General features: G+C 43.4%; 3 protein-coding genes. All 3 read left to right on the top strand.

Features of this window, described 5'->3' with window-relative positions; all coding sequences use genetic code 11:
• Window position 1 precedes the first annotated feature (1 nt).
• The 3 genes from JMN32_RS22780 (at window position 2) to JMN32_RS22770 (ending at window position 24615) form a co-directional block, all read left to right on the top strand.
• Entirely contained in the window at window positions 2-11512 is an 11511-nt protein-coding gene (locus JMN32_RS22780) for a non-ribosomal peptide synthetase (protein WP_202858695.1), read from the top strand.
• Between the two features lie 73 nt (window positions 11513-11585).
• Complete coding sequence (locus JMN32_RS22775) at window positions 11586-20681, top strand: non-ribosomal peptide synthetase (protein ID WP_202858694.1); 9096 nt, start codon at window positions 11586-11588, stop codon at window positions 20679-20681.
• Between the two features lie 13 nt (window positions 20682-20694).
• The gene (locus JMN32_RS22770; protein ID WP_202858693.1) at window positions 20695-24615 is read left to right on the top strand and encodes a non-ribosomal peptide synthetase; all 3921 of its coding nucleotides are present in this window, start codon (window positions 20695-20697) and stop codon (window positions 24613-24615) included.
• Window positions 24616-24631 lie beyond the last annotated feature (16 nt).

Genomic DNA, 24631 nt, shown 5'->3' with positions numbered 1-24631 from the left:
TATGAAAATTTCTAGCTTTAAGCTTGTCGAAAAAGGCGCGGCTAAACTACCTGCCGCATTTGAAGCATTAAACCAAACGGCTACCGATTATCCTGATGATAAGACGGTAAGCCAGCTATTTGAAGAGATTGCCGGGACATATGCCGATAAAACAGCCTTTCAATACGGTGACTTCTCATTTACCTACAAGGAGCTTGATGAGCGTTCAAATCAGGTCGCTAATTTCCTTGTAGCTCATAATATTGCTATTGAAGAGCCTGTTGCCGTTTTGCTTCAGCCTTCCGATCATATGTTGGTAGCCTTGCTGGGTATCCTCAAAGCAGGAGGCACCTATGTGTCTTTTCATCCGGACTTTCCCTTTCAAAGGCTTAAGTATATCATAGAAGATACCGGGGCGAAGTGGGTTATTTCAGAGAAGAAATACCTCAAACTGCTCAACAAACTTCAGTGGGAGTGTCCATCATTAGAGTCGTACCTCTGTCTGGATACGGATGACTTGTTAAAAGAAGACGATGAAGTCAATGAACTGGGCAAAGCAGAACTCTGGGATTACATAGGGCAAAAAGCTGCGGATGACATTCAAGGTGGAGGCTGGGTAAACAGCTATACAGGCGAAGATCTCAGTAGAAAAGTGATGGATGAGTATGGAGATAATATACTGCATAAACTCAAACCACTGCTGAAGAAAGAACATAAAGTGCTGGAAATAGGCTGCTCCTCAGGGATCAGTATGTTTCGTCTGGCGCCATTAGTGAAAAGCTATTACGGTGTAGATCACTCCGAAGAAATATTAAAGAAAACCAAAGCAGAAAGCGAAAAGCGCGGACTGGACAACATCTTTCTGCAAACTATGTCTGCTGATGAAATCAGCTCACTAAAAGAGAGAGATTTTGATGTCATCATCATCAACAGTGTGATCCAGTGTTTTAACGGACACAACTACCTCTACAAAGTGCTTGAAAGCGCTATGGAGTTGGTGAGTGATAAAGGGCTTATTTTTATTGGAGACATTATGGATCAGGATAGTAAAGATGAGCTTATCCAATCCCTGAAAGACTTCAAAGCACAAAATCCGGGCAAGTATACCACTAAACTGGATTGGTCTAATGAGCTTTTTATCTCCAGAAATTTCTTCAACGACCTTCAGCACGATTTTGCTGCGATCGATCGCGTGGAGCACTCTGAAAAGATCGCCACCGTGGAAAGCGAATTAACGCAGTTTAGGTTTGATACCATGCTGCATATCGATAGGACTGCCAGCTCTGAAGGCAGGTCACTGCCTGTTCGCAATAAGCGACAGTATTCGCAAAAGCACTTTTCAGCATTGAGCAAAGGTGCCGTTAAAAGAGATCAAAGTGCAGATAATACTGCTTATATCACCTATACTTCGGGCACAACAGGTGTACCCAAGGGTGTACTGATCAGGCACAAAAGCATTAACAGGCTGGTTAGAAATACCAACTACATCAACATCACTCCCGAGAACAGAATAGCACAAACGGCACCGTTGTCATTTGATGCATCTACTTTCGAAATATGGGGTGCACTGTTGAATGGTGCCTCTCTTCACCTCATCGATAAAGAAGCCTTATTAACGCATGTAGAATTTGGCGTATATCTAAAAAAATATAATGTAAACACCTGCTGGCTAACAGCTTCCTTATTCAATAACCTTGTGGATGGAGGTACTGAAGTTTTTGCTCCATTAAAAACCTTACTGGTCGGAGGTGAAGCACTTTCTGCCCCCCATATCAGTAAAGTGAGAAAAGCATGGCCTGACCTTGCCCTGATTAATGGCTATGGGCCAACAGAAAATACCACATTCTCTACGACCTTCCTCATCGATGGAACTGATGAAAGCCTGAGTAATATCCCTATAGGTAAGCCTATAGCCAATTCTCAATGCTATATAGTTAAAGAAACTGACTACAACCAGATACTGCCACCGGGTATACCAGGAGAGTTGTGCGTTTCCGGTGACGGACTCGCCAAAGGATATCTTAATGATCCTGAACTTACCGCTGAGAAATTTGTACCTCACCCTTTCAAAAAGGGAGAAAAACTTTATCGCACAGGAGACAGAGCGAGGCTATTACCTGATGGAAATATTCAGTTTATCGGCAGGGTAGACGAACAGGTGAAGGTCAGGGGCTATCGTATCGAACTGAAGGAAATTGAAAATCAGCTTGGAAAAATAACCGGAGTAAAAGAATCAGCCATCATTGTTGAGGAGGATGAGTTTAAGCATAAGCGGCTGGTAGCTTATGTAGTCCATCATGAGGAACATACTATAGAGGATATTAAGGCAGAGCTTTCATTGTCTTTGCCAGGCTACATGGTTCCCCAGCATTTTATACCATTGGAGGCACTACCCCTTACAGATAATGGTAAACTCAACCGCAAATTATTACCCAAGGTAACAGACTACCTTAAAGAAGGTGTTGACCTACCTACTAATGATACTGAAAAAGCGGTAGCAGAGATTTGGAAAAAGGTACTGGATATCCCTCAGGTAGGCATACATGATAACTTCTTTGAAATAGGAGGTCACAGCCTTAAAGCCACTCAGGTAACAGCAAAAGTTGAAGAGGAGCTTGGTGTTAAGGTAAGCATCAAGGAACTGTTCCTGAATCCAACCATTAAAGGATTGAGCGAGATCATTGCCGGAGGTGATCGTGCACAGCAAGTTAAAATTGAGAGATTGGGAGACCGTCCATATTATGAGGCATCCTATGCACAGAGAAGGCTATGGGTACTTGACCGGATTAACCCTGATCAGATCGTGTACAACATGCCCGGCATGTCAATACTCAAGAATATTGATAAAGACGCCCTGAACAAAGCTCTGCTTACGCTTATAGAGCGGCATGAAGTGCTGAGGACAACTTTCATAACCGTGGACGATGAGCCGATGCAAAAAGTCCATAACCTGGAAGACTTCCCTTTCAAAATGGTCTATGAGGACCTCAGAGACCAGGCGATTGAAACAGATCAATTGGAGCAAATAGCTCAGAAAGAGGCTCAGACTCCTTTTAATCTTGAAAAAGGTCCACTCTTTAGAGTCAAACTTCTTCAGTTGACAGACAATGAGTGTGCATTCATCTACACAGTGCATCATATCGTATCAGATGGATGGTCCATGGGGCTAATGGTAAAAGAAGTACTGTCGTTGTACGAAGCCTTTGTTCAGGATAAAGAAAATCCATTGCCTGAATTGCCAATTCAATACAGGGACTATGCTCATTGGCAGAAGGTGCAGTTGAGCGGAGCCATACTGGAAGAACATAAGCAATTTTGGCTGGGTAAATTGCAACACCTGCCGGCACCTTTGGAGCTGCCTACTGACTTTGAAAGACCATCAGTCCAGTCTTTCGATGGAGGGCTGATCGATTTTGAGTTGACAGAAGATATGGCATCCCGGTTTGAGGCGCTTTGCAACAAGCATCAGGTTACCCTGTTTATGGGCTTCCTGTCGGTAGTCAGGGTGCTGCTCTATAAATATACAGGGCAAACAGACATGACCGTTGGTTCGCCGGTTAGCGGAAGGGTACACCGTGACCTGGATAATCTGATTGGCTTTTTTGTCAATATGATAGCAATCAGAGGCGAAGTAGACCCTGATATGAGCTTTAAGGACTACTTATCTCAGACTAAAGCAGAACTGCTGGAAACTTATGACCATCAGGTTTATCCTTATGATCAAATCGTAAGTGATCTGCATCTCAAAAGAGATATGAGCAGGAACCCGCTTTTTGATGTGGTGGTAACTGCAGATATCAATAACCTGTCAGTCGGGGCTGAAAATACATCAGAAGCACTCGACGATACCACAGCAACAGATTCCGAAATAGATTTTAACATAGGAAGTAAATTCGACCTCCTGATGAGGTTGATCAGAAGAAACGAAGGTCACCTGCAAGTACATGTAAGGTACAACTCCAACCTTTTCAAAGAGGAAACAGTGCTGCGACTTAAAGAGCATTTGCTATGCCTGTTTCACCATGTGCTTAACAATCCTGATACTGCTTTAATAGCTTTAAATCATGAGTCAGACCAATTGTCTGATAACCAGACAGCAAAAGAGGAGGGAACCGACGTACCTTCAATAGAGGATAACAAAAGAATACAGAAGTCGTTCAACAATACCCAGGCAGGCTACCCTCAGGATAAAACCTTAATAGACCTGTTTGATGAACAAGTGAATCTGGTGCCAGACCATGTGGCCGTGCAGGATGAAGAGCGCTCGTTGACATACCAGGAGTTATCACAGCAGGCCAGTGCTATTGCATCGTTTATAAAATCCCAAAACGTGGGGAAAAAGGCAATTATCGGATTGCTTTTAGATAACTCCATAGAGGCCGTAGTCAGCATATTCGGAGTATTGAGAGCTGGATGTACTTACCTGCCTATTGACTCTAAAAACCCTTATGATAGAGTCAAATTATTATTGAATGATACCGATGCCCCACTGTTGATCACCCAGAAGAAATATTTCGAAACAGTAAACAAGCTGCAAGATGGAGATTGTGAGGAACTTGGTGCCGTATTATATATAGACAGCGAAGAGCTTTCTGATGAAGTGAGATCAGAGCAATCAGATAGATCGCAATTTGATCTTAGAGATATTGCAAACCATGCAAATGCGGTAGTAAAGTCTTCAGCCAAGCCCCAAACCCTGGCTTACATTATCTATACTTCCGGGTCAACCGGTACGCCAAAGGGTTGTATGATCACACATGAAAATGTGGTACGATTGATCAGAAATGACCGTCACCCATTTAGTTTTTCATCGGCTGATGTTTGGGTACTGGCCCATGCCTATAACTTCGATTTTTCAGTATGGGAAATTTTCGGATCCTTGCTCAATGGAAGTAAGCTGATGGTGCCAACGAATACCACGCGTAAAGACATGGCCCACTTTGCACGGTTCATTAAGGAAAACAAGGTCACAGTGCTCAATCAGACGCCATTGGCCTTTAAATATCTTTCCGAATACCTTCTGAAACATGAAGAGGAGAGCTACCTGTCGCATTTGAAGTGTGTCATTTTTGGCGGCGACCGCCTGGAGCCTGCCACTTTCAAGCCATGGATAGCATCATATCCGCTGGATAAAGTAGCACTGATCAACATGTACGGTATTACAGAAACCACGGTGCATGTGACCTATGGCAAGCTGACCGAGGAAGATATCCTTACACCTTCAAAAGGTAGCCCTATCGGTGTTCCGCTTCCTGAAACTACAGTATATGTATGCGATAAGGATGGTAACCTGCTTCCTACAGGTGTTGTTGGGGAGATGTTCGTTGGAGGAACAGGGGTATGCAACGGATACTTTAACAATGTTAAGCTGACTGCTGAGAGGTTTATAATCAATCCTTCAATATCAAATGAAAGACTGTACCGGACCGGTGATACAGCCAGATGGCTTGAAAACGGCACATTGGAGTTTTTTGGTCGTATAGATAACCAGGTAAAAATACGAGGTTACCGCATAGAACTGGGAGAGATACAAAGGACCATGCTGAAGCATCCGGCAGTGAAAGATGCACATGTGATGGCACCTGAAAATAAGGATCAGCAGCGCTATATCGTCGGCTATTATATAGCCAATGGCGATCTGGACAATGATGAACTGAGAAGATTTTTGACCAGTAACCTGCCCGAGTATATGGTGCCTTCATACCTGACTGGTATGGACAAGTTTCCTTTATCTACCAACGGAAAAATCAATGCCAAGGCACTTCCCTTGCCACATTCCTTTGTAGAGTCGAAGAATTATCAGGCTCCGACCACTGCGATGGAAACCTCTTTGGTGAAGATATGGCAGGATGTATTGGGCATCAATCAGGTAGGCATTCTTGACGATTTCTTTGAATTGGGAGGAGACTCTATCAAGGCCATTCGTATTTGTAATAAAATACAGGAGTTAACAGGTGATATCATTCATATCACACTCCTTTTTGAATCACCTTCTATCAAGGAACTGGCCACCAGTTTATTGAATTATCAAAACCAGGGAGGCTCATCCATTGATGATCAAAAAGAGGCAGAATTCAGAAACCTGATAGTTTCTCCTGAGCCTGTTGCTCTTGATGAGCCTAAAAACAAGCCGGCAGTATTTATATTATCACCACCACGGTCAGGGTCAACATTGTTCAGAGCTATGCTCAGTGGCCATCCCATGTTATTTGCTCCACCGGAACTGGAATTGATGAGCTTCAATACCCTGGAGGAAAGGAAAGACAAACTTGAAGGGCCATATAGTTTCTTCCTGGAAGGTACAATCAGGGCATTAATGGAGCTTAATGAATGCGATGCCGATCTTGCCAGAGATATCATGCGTGATCTGGAAAGTAAAAAAATGCCAGTGAAGGAGTTTTATGCCCTTTTACAAAAGCTTTCAGGCGATCGTATGCTGGTGGACAAATCACCCAACTATACCATTGACCCAGAGGCTTTAACACGGATGGAGACTTACTTCGAGTCACCAAAATACCTCGTACTGCAAAGGCACCCTTATGGTATGATCAACTCTTTTGAGAATACCAAAATGGATCAGATATTCCGTTATGAACACCCATTCACTTTACGTGAATTAGCAGAGCTAACCTGGTTGGTCAGTTATCAGAACATCCAGGCACATCTGGAAAATGTGCCTGCTTCGAGAAAGTTTGTGGTCCAATACGAAGACCTGGTACGAGAGCCGGAGTCAACATTGATGTCAGTATGTGACTTTCTTGAAATACCTTACGAAAAAGAAATGCTTGAAATATACGCCGGCAAAAAATCAAAAATGCTGGATGGTATATCTGAAGATTCGAAGATGATCGGTGACGTGAAATTTGCTACACATCAGGGCATCGATAGCACCATTGCTGATAGGTGGAAGGACACCTACAAAGAAGACTTCCTAAGTCGCAAAACACTTGATCTGGCGAGATCAATGGCTTATCTCCCCATAAATGGAGAGCAAAAGGCAAGTGCCATTGAGCCTGTTCCTGCGGCGGCATATTATGAAGTATCTCACGCTCAGAAGCGCATGTGGATACTCAACCAATTTGAAGAGCAGCGCTCCATCTATAATAGCCCGGCGGCCATGATATTTCAAGGGCTGAACCTGGAAGTATTTAAGCAGGTACTAGCCGAGGTTGTTCAGCGCCATGAGATCCTTAGAACCACTTTTACCATGATAGAAGGAGACCTGATGCAACAGGTGCATGAGTTTTCCGAATGCGGTTTTGATGTAGAGTTCATAGACTTGAGTCATGAAGCTCAAAGTGACGAGAAAGCTAGTGAAATTGCTGAGGAAGAGGCGATAGCTCCATTTGATCTTGAGAAGGGGCCGCTATTAAGGGCCAAACTGGTTCAGCTGGAGGAAGGGAAGCACCTTTTTGTGTTCAATATGCACCACATCATTTCCGATGGGTGGTCGCTGATCGTCCTGATCAGGGAAATGACAGAATTATACAATGCCCGTATTGAAGGAGCAGAAAGTCCGTTGGCACCACTTCATATCCAATATAAGGATTACGCCCACTGGCAAAACCAACAATTGAGAGGAGAAAGCCTTAAAGTCTACCAGCAGTACTGGCACAACCAGTTCAAAGGTGAATTACCACTTTTGGATTTACCCACTGATTTTCAGAGACCAAGGGTGCAAACCTTCAAAGGGGACCATACCAGTTTGGAGTTGGATAAGGACATCGCCAAAAAGCTGAAGACATACAGTCAGGAGCAACAGGTCAGTTTGTTTGCTACCTTACTTTCGCTCACCAAAGCACTTTTCTACCGATATACCGGTCAGGAAGACATCATTGTAGGTACACCATCTACAGGCCGTAATCATCGGGACCTTGAGAACCAGGTAGGACTTTACTTTAATACACTGGGTGTCAGGTCTATGTTCCGGGGCAATGAGGACTTTGGTCAGCTGCTTAAGGAGGTTAACAAGCAACTTTTAAATGCACAGAAATACCAGATCTATCCTTTCGACAGGTTAATAGAAGAGCTGGAATTGGTCAGAGATGTGAGCAGGTCTCCACTTTTTGATGTGATGGTGACCATGCAAAATATCGACATTGGCCCCGCAGGACAGTTTGATTTGAATGGTGTAAAAACGGTTAATTACGCACCCACTTTCAACGTTAGTAAATTTGATTTATCACTCGTATTTAAAGATAATGGAGAAAGCGTATCGATAAGTGCGGAGTATAATGTTGACCTGTTTAAGAAAGAGACCATAGAGCGTATGCTCAATCACTTAGGGCAACTGGCCCTGAGTGTTTTGGATAGCCCACAAGCTACCTTGGATAATTTGGATTATATACCTGAGCATGAAAAAGAACAGCTTAGGGACTTCAGTAGCTTCAGCGAATCCACTTACCCTGAAGACAAACCCCTGCATGCCCTGTTTGAAGAGCAGGTGCTATTGAACGGTGAGAAAACTGCCTTAATTACATCAAAGCAGCAGTTGACCTATCTCAACCTGCATGAAAGATCCAATAAGTTAGCTAACTACCTCATAGAAACCGCCGACGTACAATCCGGCGATTTGGTAGGGGTGTTGATCGATCGGTCTGAAAATATGCTCATTACTTTGCTTGGTATTCTCAAAGCAGGCGCTGCCTATGTGCCTGTAGATAAGGATTACCCCTTGGAGCGGATCGATTATATCTGCCAGGACAGCGGTATGAAAGCACTGATCACCAACGCTGAACTACAAGTAAATACCATGATGGAGGTGATTAACCTGAAAGATGTGGAGGAAGGGATAGATGCTTGCCCATCCAGCCTGCCAGCTAAGGGCACAGCAGATTCGGCCATCTATTGTTTATATACTTCAGGCTCCACCGGCAAACCCAAGGGAGTGCTTGTCAACCACAGGTCAGTAGTGAATTTCCTCACTAGCATGAAGCAGATCACAGACATTACTGCTGATGACAGGATGTTGGCAACAACCACCTATTGCTTTGATATATCTGTATTGGAACTGTTCCTGCCATTGGTAACCGGAGCTACAGTGATACTGGCAGATGATGATACGATTAAAGACCCTATTCTGGTTAAGGAGGCCATAGAAAAGTACAACCCGGATATAATGCAGGCGACACCTACGATGTGGAAAGCCCAGGTAGACGCCGGATGGCAGGGGAGCAAAACCCTGAAACTATTATGTGGAGGGGAGGCTTTGTCTGTTGATTTAGGGCAAAAGCTTCTGGAAAGGAGCGGAGCACTCTTTAATATGTATGGGCCAACAGAAACTACCATTTGGTCAACGTACAAGTATATAAAGCATAACGACGATTTGCTCACCATTGGCAGACCTATTGCGAATACCGGAATCCACATATTGGATGCACACCAATTACCAACAGGTATTAACATTCCAGGTGAGCTATGCATTTCAGGAGCAGGACTGGCACACGAATATATGAATCGTCTGGACCTGACCGCCGAAAAATTCATCACGGTCAAAACCCTGAACGGAGATCATGAAAGGCTCTACCGTACAGGCGACCAGGCCAGGTGGCTTCCCTCTGGCGATATAGGCTTCATGGGCAGGTTAGACAACCAGGTCAAAGTCCGTGGACACAGAATCGAACTCAAGGAAATCGAACATGTATTGCTTCAACATCCGGATGTAGATCAAGCCATAGTAACAGTGAAAAAAGATGGCGATCAGGAGGCACAAATGGTTGCTTACTTCATTACCACTAAAACATGGCAGCCGGGCGAGTGGAGAAGCTATTTGAACAGATACCTGCCAGAGTATATGATCCCCGCTTACTTCATACCGCTCGATGAGGTGCCATTGACCAGCAACGGAAAAGTTGACCATAAGGCACTTCCTGATCCTGTAGGAGTGAACGGTTCATCTCAAAAAGATTATGTACCTCCAAGGAATGCACTACAGTCTAAAGTTTTAGAGATCTGGACAAATATCCTGGGGAAAACATCCATGGGTATCCATGATAACTTCTTTGAACTGGGAGGACACTCGCTCAAAGCCACGCAATTCGTTTCACGTATCAGAAAAGAGATGAATGCCGACATCAGGTTGAGCGATGTATTCCTTAACCCTACCATAGAGAGTGTGAGTGCCTGCATAGCACAGGCTGGCCGCGCAAACTACCAGCAGATAGAGCCAGTTGCCGAAGCTGATAGCTATGAGATTTCATATGCACAGCGGCGCCTTTGGATACTGAATAAGTTACAGACCAATCAGTTTGCTTATAATATGCCGGGTGCTTATGTGCTTGAAGAGGAGGTAGATAAGGATGCCCTGGACAGGACTTTTAAGGCACTTATTGAGCGCCATGAAACTTTGAGAACCACCTTTATAGAAGTAAATGGAGAGCCAAGACAAAAGATCCATTCTTATGAATCGCTGGGATTCTCAGTTGCTTACACCGATCTGAGAGGAGAAGAAAACCCGGATGAAAAAGCAGCAGTGTTGGCACAGGAAGAATCCCGTAAGCCATTTGACCTGACCAACGGGCCACTGATCCGTGTTAGCTTATTGCAGTTGGGAGAGGAGAGAAGTATGCTTTTATATACGCTGCATCATATCATCGCAGATGGGTGGTCGCTAAGGATATTTTTCGAGGAAGCTATTTCACTATATATGGCATTTGCCAACGGCAGGGCCAACCCGCTACAGCCGCTTAAGATTCAATACAAAGATTATGTGCACTGGCAGAACAACATCAGCCTGAAGAATGATGAGGCATATTGGATGACAAAGCTTTCAGACTTACCGGATAAGATCCAGTTACCTTATGATTTTGGCTCCGAAGAGCTCAACAATTTTAATGGAGCAGTTGAAAGCCTGGTGTTGAATGCAAACCTAAGGGAAGGACTTCAAAGACTGGCCTTTAAAAACAGTACGACGCTTTCCAATACCGTATTTACTATTCTCAACGTGCTGTTGCAAAATATCAGCGGCCAAAACGAATTATTGGTAGGTACAGCATCGGCCAGCCGGAATCATGTAGACCTGGAAGGTCTGATAGGGTTCTTTGTAAATCCGTTGGTAATCCTCACCAAAATTGAAGAAGATGCCAGTTTTGAGGAATTATTACAGCAGGTTACTCAAAATTCGATTGAGGCCTTTGATCATCAAAATTACCCCTTTGACCTACTGGTTGAAAAGGTAGGTCCTAAAGGGGCGGATCATAAACAACCCATTTTTAATGTGTTTTATGGCTTTCAAAATTTTGTGGATATCAACACTCCGGGTTCTGCTGAAGAGCCGGGTAAAGAAGATAAGTCAGAGGAAATCTCAGAAAAGCTTAAGGGAGTTCAGCAGGATTTTAACGTATCCAGGTTTGATCTCACACTTTTTGTTGTCGATAGCGCAGAAGGGATCTCTCTCAAGTTAGAATACAATTCAGATCAATTTAAAAGGGAAACTATTAAAAAATACCTCAGCTACTTTGAGCAAATCACTCAGGCTGTATTGGAGGAACAACCTGAAAAAGAATTACATGGAGCCCATGAGGCAACTATATGAGAACGATTTTGAGATATCAGAAATTAAGCACCAAACCAATCACTTTGGTGTAATTAAAAAATGAATATAATATATGGTTAAGTTATCAAATATCCGTTTGACGGATGCAGGGCAGGGAAACAAGGAACTGCAAATTTCCTTTAATCAAACCAAAGCGGGTTATTCAAAGGACAAGACAATTGTAGACCTGTTTGAAGAGCAGGTGGTATCCTGTCGTGATAAGGTGGCGTTGGAAGACGAGACAAGGTCTCTGACCTATGGAGAACTATCCGGTCAGGTCAATGCCATAGCTTCATTTATTCAATCAAGAGGTATTAAAGGTGATGCCATTATAGGCCTGCTTCTGGATAACTCCATAGAGGCCGTGATCAGCATTTTGGGAATATTGAAATCCGGTAATGCCTATCTGCCCATAGATCCTGAGAATCCGTTTGAGCGAATCAGATTTCTTTTGACTGATACGAAAAGTCCATTGCTGATCTCTCAGAAAAAGTATGTCAGAACCATGAACAGGTTGCAGTGGGAGTGTTCACAGCTTAATAACCTGCTTTGCATTGATAGCGACGAATATTTGGCAGAAAAGGAAGCCGCGAATGAATTGGGACGTAAGGACTTATGGGATTATGTAGGAGATAATGCCCATGATGATATATCAGGAGGAGCCTGGTTTTCCAGCTATACCGGAGAAGACCTGAGCCGTGAGGAAATGGACGAGTACGCTGATAATATTTTTGAAAAGCTAGAGCCTTATTTGAACGAGAATACCCGCGTACTGGAGATCGGATGTTCTTCAGGGATCAGTATGTTCAGGATTGCTCCTTTGGTTAAGTCTTACTACGGTACAGATCTTTCTGACAGTATATTAGCCAAAACCCGAGAAGAAGTAAGCCGACGAGGCTTTGATAACATTCAGCTTAGCACACTACCGGCACATGAGGTGGATACCATTGCCGAAAAAGATTTTGATATTGTTATTCTCAATAGTGTAATTCAGTGTTTTAACGGGCACAATTACCTACTCGATGTCCTGGGTAAAGCAGTTTCACTACTTAATGATCAGGGGATAATTTTTGTAGGTGATGTGCAGGATCAGGATTTGAAAGAAGCATTTCTGGATAGCCTTACCCAGTTTAAAAAAGAGCATGCCGATAAGACATTTAAAATTAAAAGTGACTGGTCTAATGAGCTTTTTCTTTCGAAGCAATTCTTTCAGGACCTACCCTTCAACATCAATGGCATTGATTCAGTTAAGATATCAGAGAAAACAGGAACCATACAAAATGAGTTGACGCTTTATCGCTATGATGTTATACTGGGAATCAAAAAGCCTTTTACTCAACCTGTTTTAGATACACGCAGTAAGAGTCAATTCGACAGGAGAGCATTACAACTGTATGGTAGCCAGGCATTCGAATCACCTGCCACACCAGCAAGTGTAGCCTATATTATTTACACTTCAGGGTCTACCGGTGCTCCTAAAGGGTGTATCATAACGCATGAGAATGTGGTGCGGTTAATGAAAAACGATCGCCATCCTTTTGACTTTGGATCGGAAGATGTTTGGGTGATGGCACATGCCTATAACTTCGACTTTTCCGTATGGGAAATTTTCGGAGCATTACTCTATGGGGGCAAGCTGCTCGTTCCAGCAAGAACGCTGGTAAAAGATATCTCCCAATTTGCGCGATACATTAAGGAAAATGCAGTTACGGTGCTCAATCAAACACCTCTGGCATTTCGATACCTCTCAGAGCATATTTTAAATATGAGAACTGAAGACCAACTAACAGACCTTCGTTACATCATTTTTGGAGGAGACCGTCTGGAGCCTGCACGTCTGAAAGATTGGGTAAAGACCTATCCGCTAGAGCAGGTGGCCATGATCAACATGTATGGAATCACCGAAACCACCGTGCATGTGACTTACCATAGGCTTACTGCAACAGATATTGACAATCCCTCTAAAGGGAGTCCTGTAGGTAAAGCCATCCCTGAAACCACAGTGTACATTTGCAATCAGGATGGAGAATTTGTTCCTCCGGGGGTAATAGGAGAACTGTTAGTAGGAGGAACGGGTGTCTGTAACGGATATCTCAATAATGAAGCACTTACCCATGAGCGCTTTGTTGAACTCCCGGCCTTTCCTGGAGAAAGGTTTTACAAGACGGGAGACAAAGGACGCTGGCTCGAAAATGGTACCATCGAATTTTTCGGAAGAATAGACAATCAGGTCAAGCTCAGAGGATACAGAATAGAACTGGGAGAGATAGAAAACTCCATTGGTGCCCACCCGGCGGTGAGAGAAGCCTGCGTATACTTATCTGACCAGGAAGGCGGCGAAGACAGCAGCCTGCAGGCAGCGATAACTTTAGAAGAGGATAACCATACCGTAAAGCAACTGTTGGACTACAAAACCAACAATCCGGAGTTTTTGAAGCAGCTCTTTGATCTGCCTAACGGAGTGATGCTATTCCATAAAAATCAGTCTGAGACACTCCATACTTACCATGAAATATATGAGCACCACATTTATGCCCAGCATGGTATCACTATCGATGATGGAGACGTAATATTTGACATTGGGGCTAACATAGGTATGTTTGCTTCTTATGTAGGTTTTCATGCCCGTTCAGCCAAGGTATATGCTTTTGAACCGGTACCTCCGATCTATGAGTGCCTTAAGGCCAATGCAAGCCTGTATCCTTTTGATATTGAGGCATACAACTTTGGTTTTTCTGATAAGCAGGAGCAAATAACCTTTGCTTACTACCCTCAAAACACCGTGATCTCCGGTAGATATGGTCAGCAGGGTCGTGACAAGGAAATGGTTGGGGAATTTTTGGCCTCACAGAATCAAAAGTCTGTAGATCAGCTATCCGCTGAGCAAATGGAGGACGTGTTGAAACAGACCTTGCAAAGCCAGGAGGTGACCTGCGATCTTAAAAGGCTTTCTGACTTCATTGAAGAAAACAAAGTTGACAAGATCGATCTGCTTAAAATAGATGCAGAACGAAGCGAGTTGGATATTCTGAATGGAATAGAGGATAAGCATTGGAATATCATTAAACAACTGGTAGTAGAGGTACAGAATATCGATGGCCGGTTGGAGCAAATTACCCAGCGCCTGGAAAAAGCAGGTTTTAAGGTTAACAGCCTTCAGGACGATGCCCTGGCCAACTCCAATATTTATAATGTGTATGCCCGCAAGGCCAACGAAGAAGCATCAGAAGAAGATAATGTGAAGAAGAGAGCAAAGATCGCTTTTTCCAATCCCAAGTCACTGCTTAAAGAGATCAATCAATATTGTAGCGCCAATTTACCATCCTACATGGTGCCGGCCACAATAAAGATCATTGACAAAATCCCGTTGAACACCAACGGGAAGGCCAACAGGAAAGCGCTGCCATACCTGGAAGGGATCGAATTGAATCCCGGTAAAAAAGTAATCCTGCCACGAAATGAAACCGAGAGAATACTGCTGAACATTTGGGAGGAAATACTAGGGAATAAAGGTATCAGTGTCAAGGATAACTTCTTTGAGATCGGAGGACATTCCCTGAAAGCAACCAAAGTAATATGGAGCATCCAAAACCAGTGTAATGTAAGCCTCGATCTGGGCGATATATTTGCGAACCCCACCATTGAAGAACTGGCACCGCTGATCTTTAACGCAGCTCAGGAGGAGTTCCAGCATATTCCTGCTGCACAGGTAAGAGATACTTATGCCTTATCACATGCGCAGAAAAGATTGTGGGTGATCAACCAGTTCGAAACAGCCAAAACGGCTTATAACATTGCAGGAGCCTACTTCCTGGAGACCGCTCTGGACAAGGAAGTATTGGAGAAAGTATTCCGTACGTTAATAGAAAGACATGAAAGCCTGCGAACAGTTTTTGTTGAAGTGGATAACGAGCCACGACAAAAAATAATCCCGAGCAAGGATTTCCAATTCAATATCACCTTTGTTGACCTGAAGAATCAGCCCGATGCGGAATTACAAGCCAGAAAAATGGCGGAAGAAGAGGCTAACATACCCTTTGATCTTGAAAAAGGACCTTTGCTGAGGTTTACACTCATCCAGTTGGCCGATGGTAAATTTGGTATTCTATTGACCATGCATCACATCATTTCTGATGGGTGGTCTATGCAAGTCTTCTTAAAAGAGCTTCTGATGGTTTACGATGCTTATGCTAAGGGCGTCGGACATCAGCTTTCACCGCTAAAAGTTCAATATAAAGACTTCTCGGAGTGGCAAAACGATCAGCTGTCAGGCGAAAACCTTGAAAGCCATAGAGCGTATTGGCTTACCAGATTTAGTGAAAAGGCCCCGGTGCTTAACCTGCCTACTGATTTCTCCAGACCGGCTGTAAAGACCTTCAATGGAGACAGAGTTCAGGTGGTATTTGATAAAGATAAAGTGTCCAGAATCAATCAATTGAGTAATAAATACCAGGTCAGCCTTTTCATGACCCTTGAGGCACTGGTAAAAACCCTGCTTTACAAATACACGAATATCAGTGATATCACCATTGGTACGGTGGAGGCAGGCAGAAAGCACAAAGACCTGGAAGGTCAGATTGGCTACTATCTTGATACATTGCCGTTAAGAACACACTTTAATGGAGATGACAGCTTCATTGCTATGCTTGATAAGGTGAAAGCAACTACCCTTGAAGCTTACGAGCATCAGGTTTATCCTTTCGACAGGCTGATTGATGATTTGAATCTCGAAAGAAATGCCTCACGCTCTCCGTTGTTTGATGTGATCATCGCATTGCAAAACCTTGCACTGGAAGCATCTCAAACGGGTAATGAAGGAGGAGGCGAGCTTCCTATAGCTGCGATGGACAGATCGTTTTTATATACCAAATATGACCTGACTATCATTTTCCACCCAGATGCTGAAAATCTCCATATGGTGGTGGAATACAATACTGACCTCTTCACAAAGAAGCGGATACAGCGCATGACCGATCACTTCCAAATGTTGCTGGACAAGGTATGTGAAAGTCCGGAACTGCAGCTCAATTCACTTGAATTGGCAACAGCAGATGATAAGAAGAAGCAGATAGAAGAATTTAATCAGGTTCCTGAGCATACTGATTTTAAGACCTTTATAGAATTATTTGAATCAAAAGCCAAGGAATGCGAAAGCTTAATTGCCGTCGAATTTGGTACGGATACGTTGACCTATAAGGAGCTAAATGATCAGGCGGATAGGTTGGCTTCATATCTCGTCGAAAATTACGCTTTACAGGCAGGGCAAAACGTAGCATTAATGTCAACAAGGAACCATCACATGGTGGTGGCTATGTTGGCTATCTGGAAGGCCGGAGCTACCCTTGTGCCTGTAGATACGGCAATCCCTGACGAAAGAAAACAATATATACTGGAAGAGATCGATGCTAAGGTGTTGCTTACAGAAATGGATCAACTTTCAGAGGTGAGCTACTTTGAGGGCCACGTTTTTGCCCTTGATATTCAGCTTGACCAATTAGCAGATGTTGCAGGCAAGCTTCCAAAGCAGAGCAATGCAGACGACGTAGCCTATATCATCTTTACATCCGGCTCTACCGGATCTCCCAAAGGCGTTGAAGTTCGATACAGGAACCTATCGAACTATTTGCTATGGGCTAATGCGTATTACTTCCAAAACCAACAAGGTCATGTGATGCCGTTTTTCACCCCGGTAGGTTTTGATCTAACTTTCACGTCCATATTCTCGACTTTACTCAGAGGCGATAAACTGGTAGTGTTTGATGAAAATAATCAGGTAGACAGTGTTTTAAGGGAAATATTTTCAGCCTCTTCCTCAGTTAATGCAGTAAAACTGACCCCGTCACACGTTGCAGTATTGGCGCATTTGGGGATAGAGAAAACTAATGTAGATGCTGTTATACTAGGTGGCGAAGCACTTACACATGCTGCTATCAATACATTAAGAGCCCTGAACGCTGATATTAAGATCTATAATGAATATGGGCCTACAGAGACTACAATTGGTAGTGCTATAAAACTAATAGAAGATGACGCAGCTCCTATTACCATCGGAAAGCCCATTGCCAATACGCATCTATATGTGCTGGACGAGCAAAGCAATATGCTGCCTATGGGTATAACCGGCGAAATTTGCATTGCAGGAGCCGGTGTGTCTAAAGGTTATGTGAATCAACCTGAGCTAACCCAGAAGGTTTTCATGGCCAATCCATTCATAACTGAGTATGATACGATATATAGAACCGGAGACATAGGACAGTGGCTGGAAAGTGGAGAATTACTCTACCTGGGGCGTAAAGATGACCAGATAAAGGTTAGAGGAAACAGGATAGAACCTGGCGAGATCTCAAATACACTTTGTCAGCATTCTGCTATCAACGATGTTCACATTCACCTGACCCATCAAGGCTCAGGGAATGAGTTCCTGACAGCAATTGCTGTTCCTGATGCGGAGAAAGCACCAGCCTTGCAGCAATTGCTGTCAGCAGAAACCGGAGATAAGCATTTGGAAATGCTTCCCAATGGTATGCTGGTTCATCATCAGAATAAAAGTGAGACTGACCTCATTTACTTTGAGATTTTTGAAGATCGAACTTATTTAAAACACAATATTCAAATAAAGCCCGGAGATACCATATTTGATGTGGGAGCCAACATTGGTTTGTTTTCATTGTTCTCCTCGTTGTATTTCCCGGATACCAAAGTGTTTTCATTCGAACCATTGCCTGCTGTTTATGCGAGTCTGGCAGAAAATGCGGCTCTCTACAAAACGAATATCACACCGTTGAATATTGGGCTTTCTAATAAAGAGATGACCGTTGAGTTTGACTACTATCCCAACAATACGGTGATGTCGGGCAGGTATGGAAACATGGCAGAAGAGCATGAAAACGTAAGACAATACGTGATCAGTCAAATCAAGCAAAGAGGAGAAGAGGTTTCTGAGGATAAGATTGAAGAACTTCTCAAAGAGCGTGTTTATAGCCAGAAGGCCACCTGTAAGCTAAGAAGGCTGGCTGATGTGGTGAAGGAGAATAACATCGAGAAAATAGACTTGCTCAAAATCGATGTGGAGAAAAGTGAGTGGGATGTGCTGGAAGGCATTGATGCGGACTGCTGGCAAAAGATAAAGCAGATTGTGATCGAAGTACATGATAACAATGGCATGAAGTCAAAAGTGGTAGAGCAGCTGAAGGAGCGAGGGTTTGATACCATTGTGGATCAGGATGAATTCCTGAAGGAAACGAATATCTACAACATCTATGGTATAAAACCTGAGGTTGATGCCAGTCAGGAAACCATACCTGATGAGCAGTTTTTCCAAGGCCACACGCAGTTCCTGGATCAGAAATTAATCAAAGATGAACTTAGAGTGCTCGCAGGTAAAAAACTGCCAGACTATATGTGTCCTGCTGAGTATATTTTGTTATCGAAATTACCATTAACAGCTAATGGAAAAGTTGATAAAACCGAAGTAGAACGCATTTGTCAGCAAAAGCTTACTGGAGAAAAAGCTGTTGAGCTTCCTAGAAATACAGTGGAAGAGAAGTTGATAGGTATCTGGAGTGAAGTACTTGAAAGAAGTGATATTGGTATTTACGATGACTTCTTTAACATCGGAGGGCACTCACTTAATGGCATCCAGGTAGCACAGCGCATCCATGAACACTTTGGAATTACCATCGGACTTAGCCATATATTTAGTAAACCCACTGTGGCGCAACTGGCCGAAACGCTACTGACCATGGAGCAGCAAAGCAGTTTCAGGGAAATAGCGGCTGTACCACAACAAGATTACTATGACCTTTCGCATTACCAGCGGCGGTTGTGGCTTGCAGAGCAAACCCATGAAGGAAAGAATAATTTCAATATACCTAATGCCTATATCTTAAAGGGAACACTGAATCTGGAAGTGTTTGAAAATGCGCTTAGGTTCCTGGTAGACAGACACGAAGTGTTCAGAACCTCTTTTGAGATGGTTAAAGGAGTGGCAAAACAAAAAATCCGCGAAAAGGGTGCCTTGCCATTTGGAGTGGAGGTATTGGACTTCTCACAGCATGCAGACGGTTTTGAAAAAGCGCGGGAACAGGTTAATGTGGAAGCCTCCAAACCCTTTAACCTATCAAAAGCACCACTGTTTGTAACCAAGCTGATAAAGCTGAAGGATGACGAACACCTGTTTTTCTACAACATGCACCACATTGTATCTGATGGCTGGTCAATGGGAATTCTTGCTACAGAATTGATCAGCACTTATAATCATTTACTCAAAGGTCAGGAGGTCAGATTACCGGAGCTTAGAATTCAGTATAAGGATTTCGCAGCATGGCAAAATGAGCAGCTACAGGGCGATAGCCTGGCCAGTCATATGGCATTTTGGAAAGAGCAGTTTAAAGATGGAGTACCGGTATTGGAACTTCCTACAGACTTCCCAAGACCGGCAGTGAAAACCTATAGAGGCAGTAATATCTATACTGCTTTTGATAGCAGTCTGGTGGAGCAATTGCAGGAACTGACAGCTCAGCGTCAGGCGAGTATGTTTATGACCCTTCTGACACTGCTCAATGGGTACCTCAACAGGTGTACCAGACAGTCAGACTTTGTCGTAGGTACATCTACAGGAGGTCGTCATCATAAAGACCTTGAAAATCAGATAGGTTTCTATGTGAACCTGCTGCCTATACGAACTGAAATAGCCAATGATGAAACCTTTAACTCCTTGCTGGGTAAGGTTAGGGGCAATGTATTGTCAGTTTTTGATCATCAGATGTATCCTTTTGAAAAGATAGCCGAAGATTTAGGCGTAAAACGGGATACCAGTCGGGCACCTGTCTTCGATGTAGCTCTCGTGTTTCTCAATTTCAAATCGGAAAATGAAATAACAGAAACCTTCGAGGGTATTGAAGTGATGGATTATCCTATTGACTTTGACAAAAGTGAACTTGACTTGCGGTTTACCTTTAAAATGACGGAAAAGCAACTATACCTGAATGTAGAATATTCCCTTGATCTCTTCGAAGAATCTGGCATACAACTGCTGACCGAAAGAATGAAAAAATTCGTTGAGCAGGCCGTGGCAACGCCTGACCAGTCCATAGCGGATCTGGATCTGGCCCTGGAGGAAGAAAAAACACTAAAAGAGGAATCAGCTTCATATGATTTCAACTTTTAATTGAGCACGCATTATGAATACAATTAAAGAACGGTTAATAAAAGAGTATTGGATTGAGAAAGCCCTGAAGGTAGAGGCATATCCTTTCGGAGAAGCAACAATTGAAGGCAATGAAGGAGGGGATTTTGTGAGAACAAAGCAGGGGATCTCACCAGAAATTATTGAGAAAGTAAAGCATCTGGCAGGCGGTAATGAGGTTACTGAGTTTGTTACCTGGTTGAGTTTTTACTGCATACTCTTAAATAAGTATTATGAAAGAAATGAGATCGTTGTAACCTCACCACGATTCAAAAGTGAACAGCATGGATCGGGTCACGATGCGCTTAACTTTTTCATGATAAACATCGAGGATAAAGATTCTGTAAAGGATGTGTTGATCAAGGTGAGGAAAGAAGTGGTTCAGGCCCTTAACTATCAGCAATTTGACTTTCAGGAACTTAAAAGTCATTTTGAAAGAAACGGGATTCCTTATGAGGGACTGTATCAGGTTGGGTTTACGATGGGTGGCTTGTTCGAATCCACTGAGTTTGACCAGGTTTCACTGAGGTTCACACTCGATTTGGATGCTGAAGAGCCAATTATCATTAACTATGACAAAAGTAAGTTTGATGATTTTTTCATTAGTCAACTAGCTCTACATTTTGTTCGGTTGCTAGAGCAGGGGTTGTCAGATTATGATACCAGTGCAGCAGATCTAAGCTTGCTTACCGGTGAGGAAAGAGACCAGATTCTTAATGGATTCAACAATACCCAAACGGCCTATCCGGATGCTAAGTCAATAGTAGCGTTATTTGAAGAGCAAGTAGCCGTAAATGAAAATAAGCTGGCACTCACATATGACGGAGTGGAAGTTACCTACGGAGAGTTAAATCGCAGAGCCAATAAACTTGCATATTATTTAAAAGAAAATGCCGGGCTGGGTACCGGAGATAAAGTAGCCATCTTTCTTGACCGCTCCGACCACTATATTGTTTCCCTGCTGGGTATCCTGAAAGCCGGTGCGGCCTATGCACCCATAGATCCTAATGCGCCGGAAGAGAGAATAAAATACATCTTACAGGATCTGAAGCCAAAAGCGGTGATCACTGTTTCTGAGCACATTTTCGAATTTGATGAATACGATGGAGAATTAGTGAGTATTGATATTCAGGAAGATTCATTTGATGAAAATGTCGACGGTGTAGCCCATGACCTTAATGCGGATCATATGGCCTATGTGATGTACACCTCGGGAACAACCGGTAATCCCAAAGGAGTAACCGTATCGCATCGCAATGTAGTGAGGCTGGTCATTAACAGCAACTATGTTGAACTGGATGAAAGTTCAAGTATGATCATGACAGGTTCCGTGGCCTTTGATGCCACAACCTACGAAATCTGGGGAACGTTGTTAAACGGAGCTGTTCTGCATATACTTTCTAAAAATGACCTCATGGATGCCAGGGTTTTAAAAACAAAAGTCCATGAGCTGACTATAACCCACATGTGGTTTACCACTTCCTGGTTTAACCAACTGGTTACTACTGAACCTGACATTTTTAGCCAGTTAAAATACCTGGTAGTAGGAGGAGAAAAGTCTTCCCCAAAATACTTTAACAAAGTAAGGACGCTTTCCGACAGCCTGAAGATTCGACATGTATATGGCCCTACAGAGAACACGACCTTTTCAACTTACTATGCAATTGATGAAGTCTCTTCTCGGCCATTTCCTATCGGAAAGCCTATTAGCAATAGCACGGCTTACATCTTAAATAAGCATGGAAAACCTGTGCCGGTAGGTGTTGAAGGGGAGATATGTCTGGGTGGAGATGGCGTGGCTATGGGCTATCTCAACAAACCCCAACTGACCGAAGAGCGCTTTGTCCCAAACACATTCCAGGGCAGCGGCTACATTTATAAATCTGGTGACAGAGGGAAATGGCTGCCTGATGGAAGCATCGAATTTATTGGGCGAAATGACAATCAGATAAAGCTAAGAGGGTTCAGAATAGAACTGAACGAAATAGCCAATGCGTTAAATCAACTTCCTGAAATACAGGAGGCATCCATAATACATGTAAAAAAGGAAGTAGGGGATGGATACCTTGTGGCCTATCTGGTAAGCCAGAAACCTGTAGATGAAGTGGCATTAAAGGAGTATTTGAAACGGCACATACCTGATTATATGATACCCACCTACTTCATTGCACTGGACCGAATTCCTTTAACCGTTAATGGCAAGATAGACAGACGCGCATTGCCTGATCCGGAAAAAATGGAGCATCGAGTGAGCGGAAAATACGAGGCCCCTCAGGGTGAGATTGAAGAGAAGATGGTAGATATCTGGCAGAAAGTACTCAACCAAAGCAAGATTGGTGTTCACGACAACTTTTTTGAATTGGGAGGACACTCTTTAAAAGCCACGCAAGTATTGATGGAGGTTCACCAGGAACTTGAAGCCCAGCTCGAAATTGGAGATATATTCAAACAGCCTACAATCAGAGAACTGGCTCAGATTGTCCAAGGCCGTGGTCGAATGAAATTTGAGGAGATACCTGCTCTGGGCAAGCAAGAGTATTATGAGCTTTCTCATGGTCAGCGCAGACTTTGGATCTTAGATCAGTTTGAGGAAGAGCACAAGGCGTACACTATCCCCAGAGCATTTACACTGGAAAATATTGATCTGGATACACTCGAAAAGGCGTTTGTTAAAATGATTCAGAGGCATGAGGTTTTGAGAACTACATTTGTGAGTGTAGGCGATGAACCCAGGCAGCGCATACAGGATCCGGATGATGTTGATTTTAAAATTCATATTGTAGATCTGAGAGAAGTCGAAGATCAGGAGAAAGTTCTCCAGAAGCTCTCTGCTGATGAGGCAGGGATGACCTTTAATCTGGGGGAAGGGCCGCTGCTAAAAGCTTCGCTGGCATTGCTCGATGAAAAGAATTCAGTACTCTTTTTGACGATGCATCATATCATTTCTGATTACTGGTCATCCAACGTCTTTTTCAATGAAATGCAGGCCTTTTACATGGCTATCAGCCGAGGAGAAACCACTTCGCTGGAACCTTTGCGCATACAATATAAAGACTATGCAGCCTGGCAACGCCAGCAACTGCTTGGTGAAAATCGTGACAGACATAAGCAATATTGGAGAGACCTGCTAGGTGGAGACCTGCCTCAATTGCAATTGCCATTGGATAACCCCAGGCCAGGCATTAAGACCACCAATGGGGCGGCGGTTTATGTAACCTTTCCGAAAGAGATAGGCCAAAAACTCAAGCAACTCAATAGGAAAAATGACTCTACCACGTTCAATACATTACTTACAGTAATATATGGGTTGCTTTATCGCTGGTCCGGGCAGCAGGATGTAATTATCGGGGCTCCCGTGGTGGGGCGCGACCATAAGGATCTGGCAGGACAGATAGGCCTGTACATCAACACACTGCCTATCCGTATCAACCAACCGGTTGATAATAGCACATTTGAAGAGTTATTGGCCGGTGTACGGAAGGTTACTGTGGAGGCGCTAAGCCATCAGATGTATCCGCTCGATTTGGTCATGGAAGACCTGAATGTAAGGAAAGACCCATCGAGATCAATGCTATTCGATGTGATGGTACAGATACTAAGCTCTGATTCAGCTCAGGCGGATGAGCAGAAAGAGGAGGATGATGTGAATATCGAGGGCTATAAACAACAGATAACAACCTGCTCCTTTGATATGATATTTGACCTTGTACTAGCCGGTGATGATCTGAAGGGAGTGATCAAGTACAACACCGATCTGTTTCAGGAAGAAACGATCATCATTTTGCGAGATCGCTTTTCCAGGTTTCTGGAAGATATCCTGGATAACCCCGAAAAGGAAATTGATCAACTTAGTTTTCAAACTGTCGAAGAAGCTGAAAACAAGAAGGCCCTTCTATCCAAAGAGTTCGATTTTTAATGCAGTGTACTTTGAG

The organism is Fulvivirga marina, from assembly GCF_016775155.1.
In the GTDB taxonomy this organism is placed as follows: domain Bacteria; phylum Bacteroidota; class Bacteroidia; order Cytophagales; family Cyclobacteriaceae; genus Fulvivirga; species Fulvivirga marina.
This window is presented reverse-complemented; position numbering and strand designations above follow the sequence as displayed.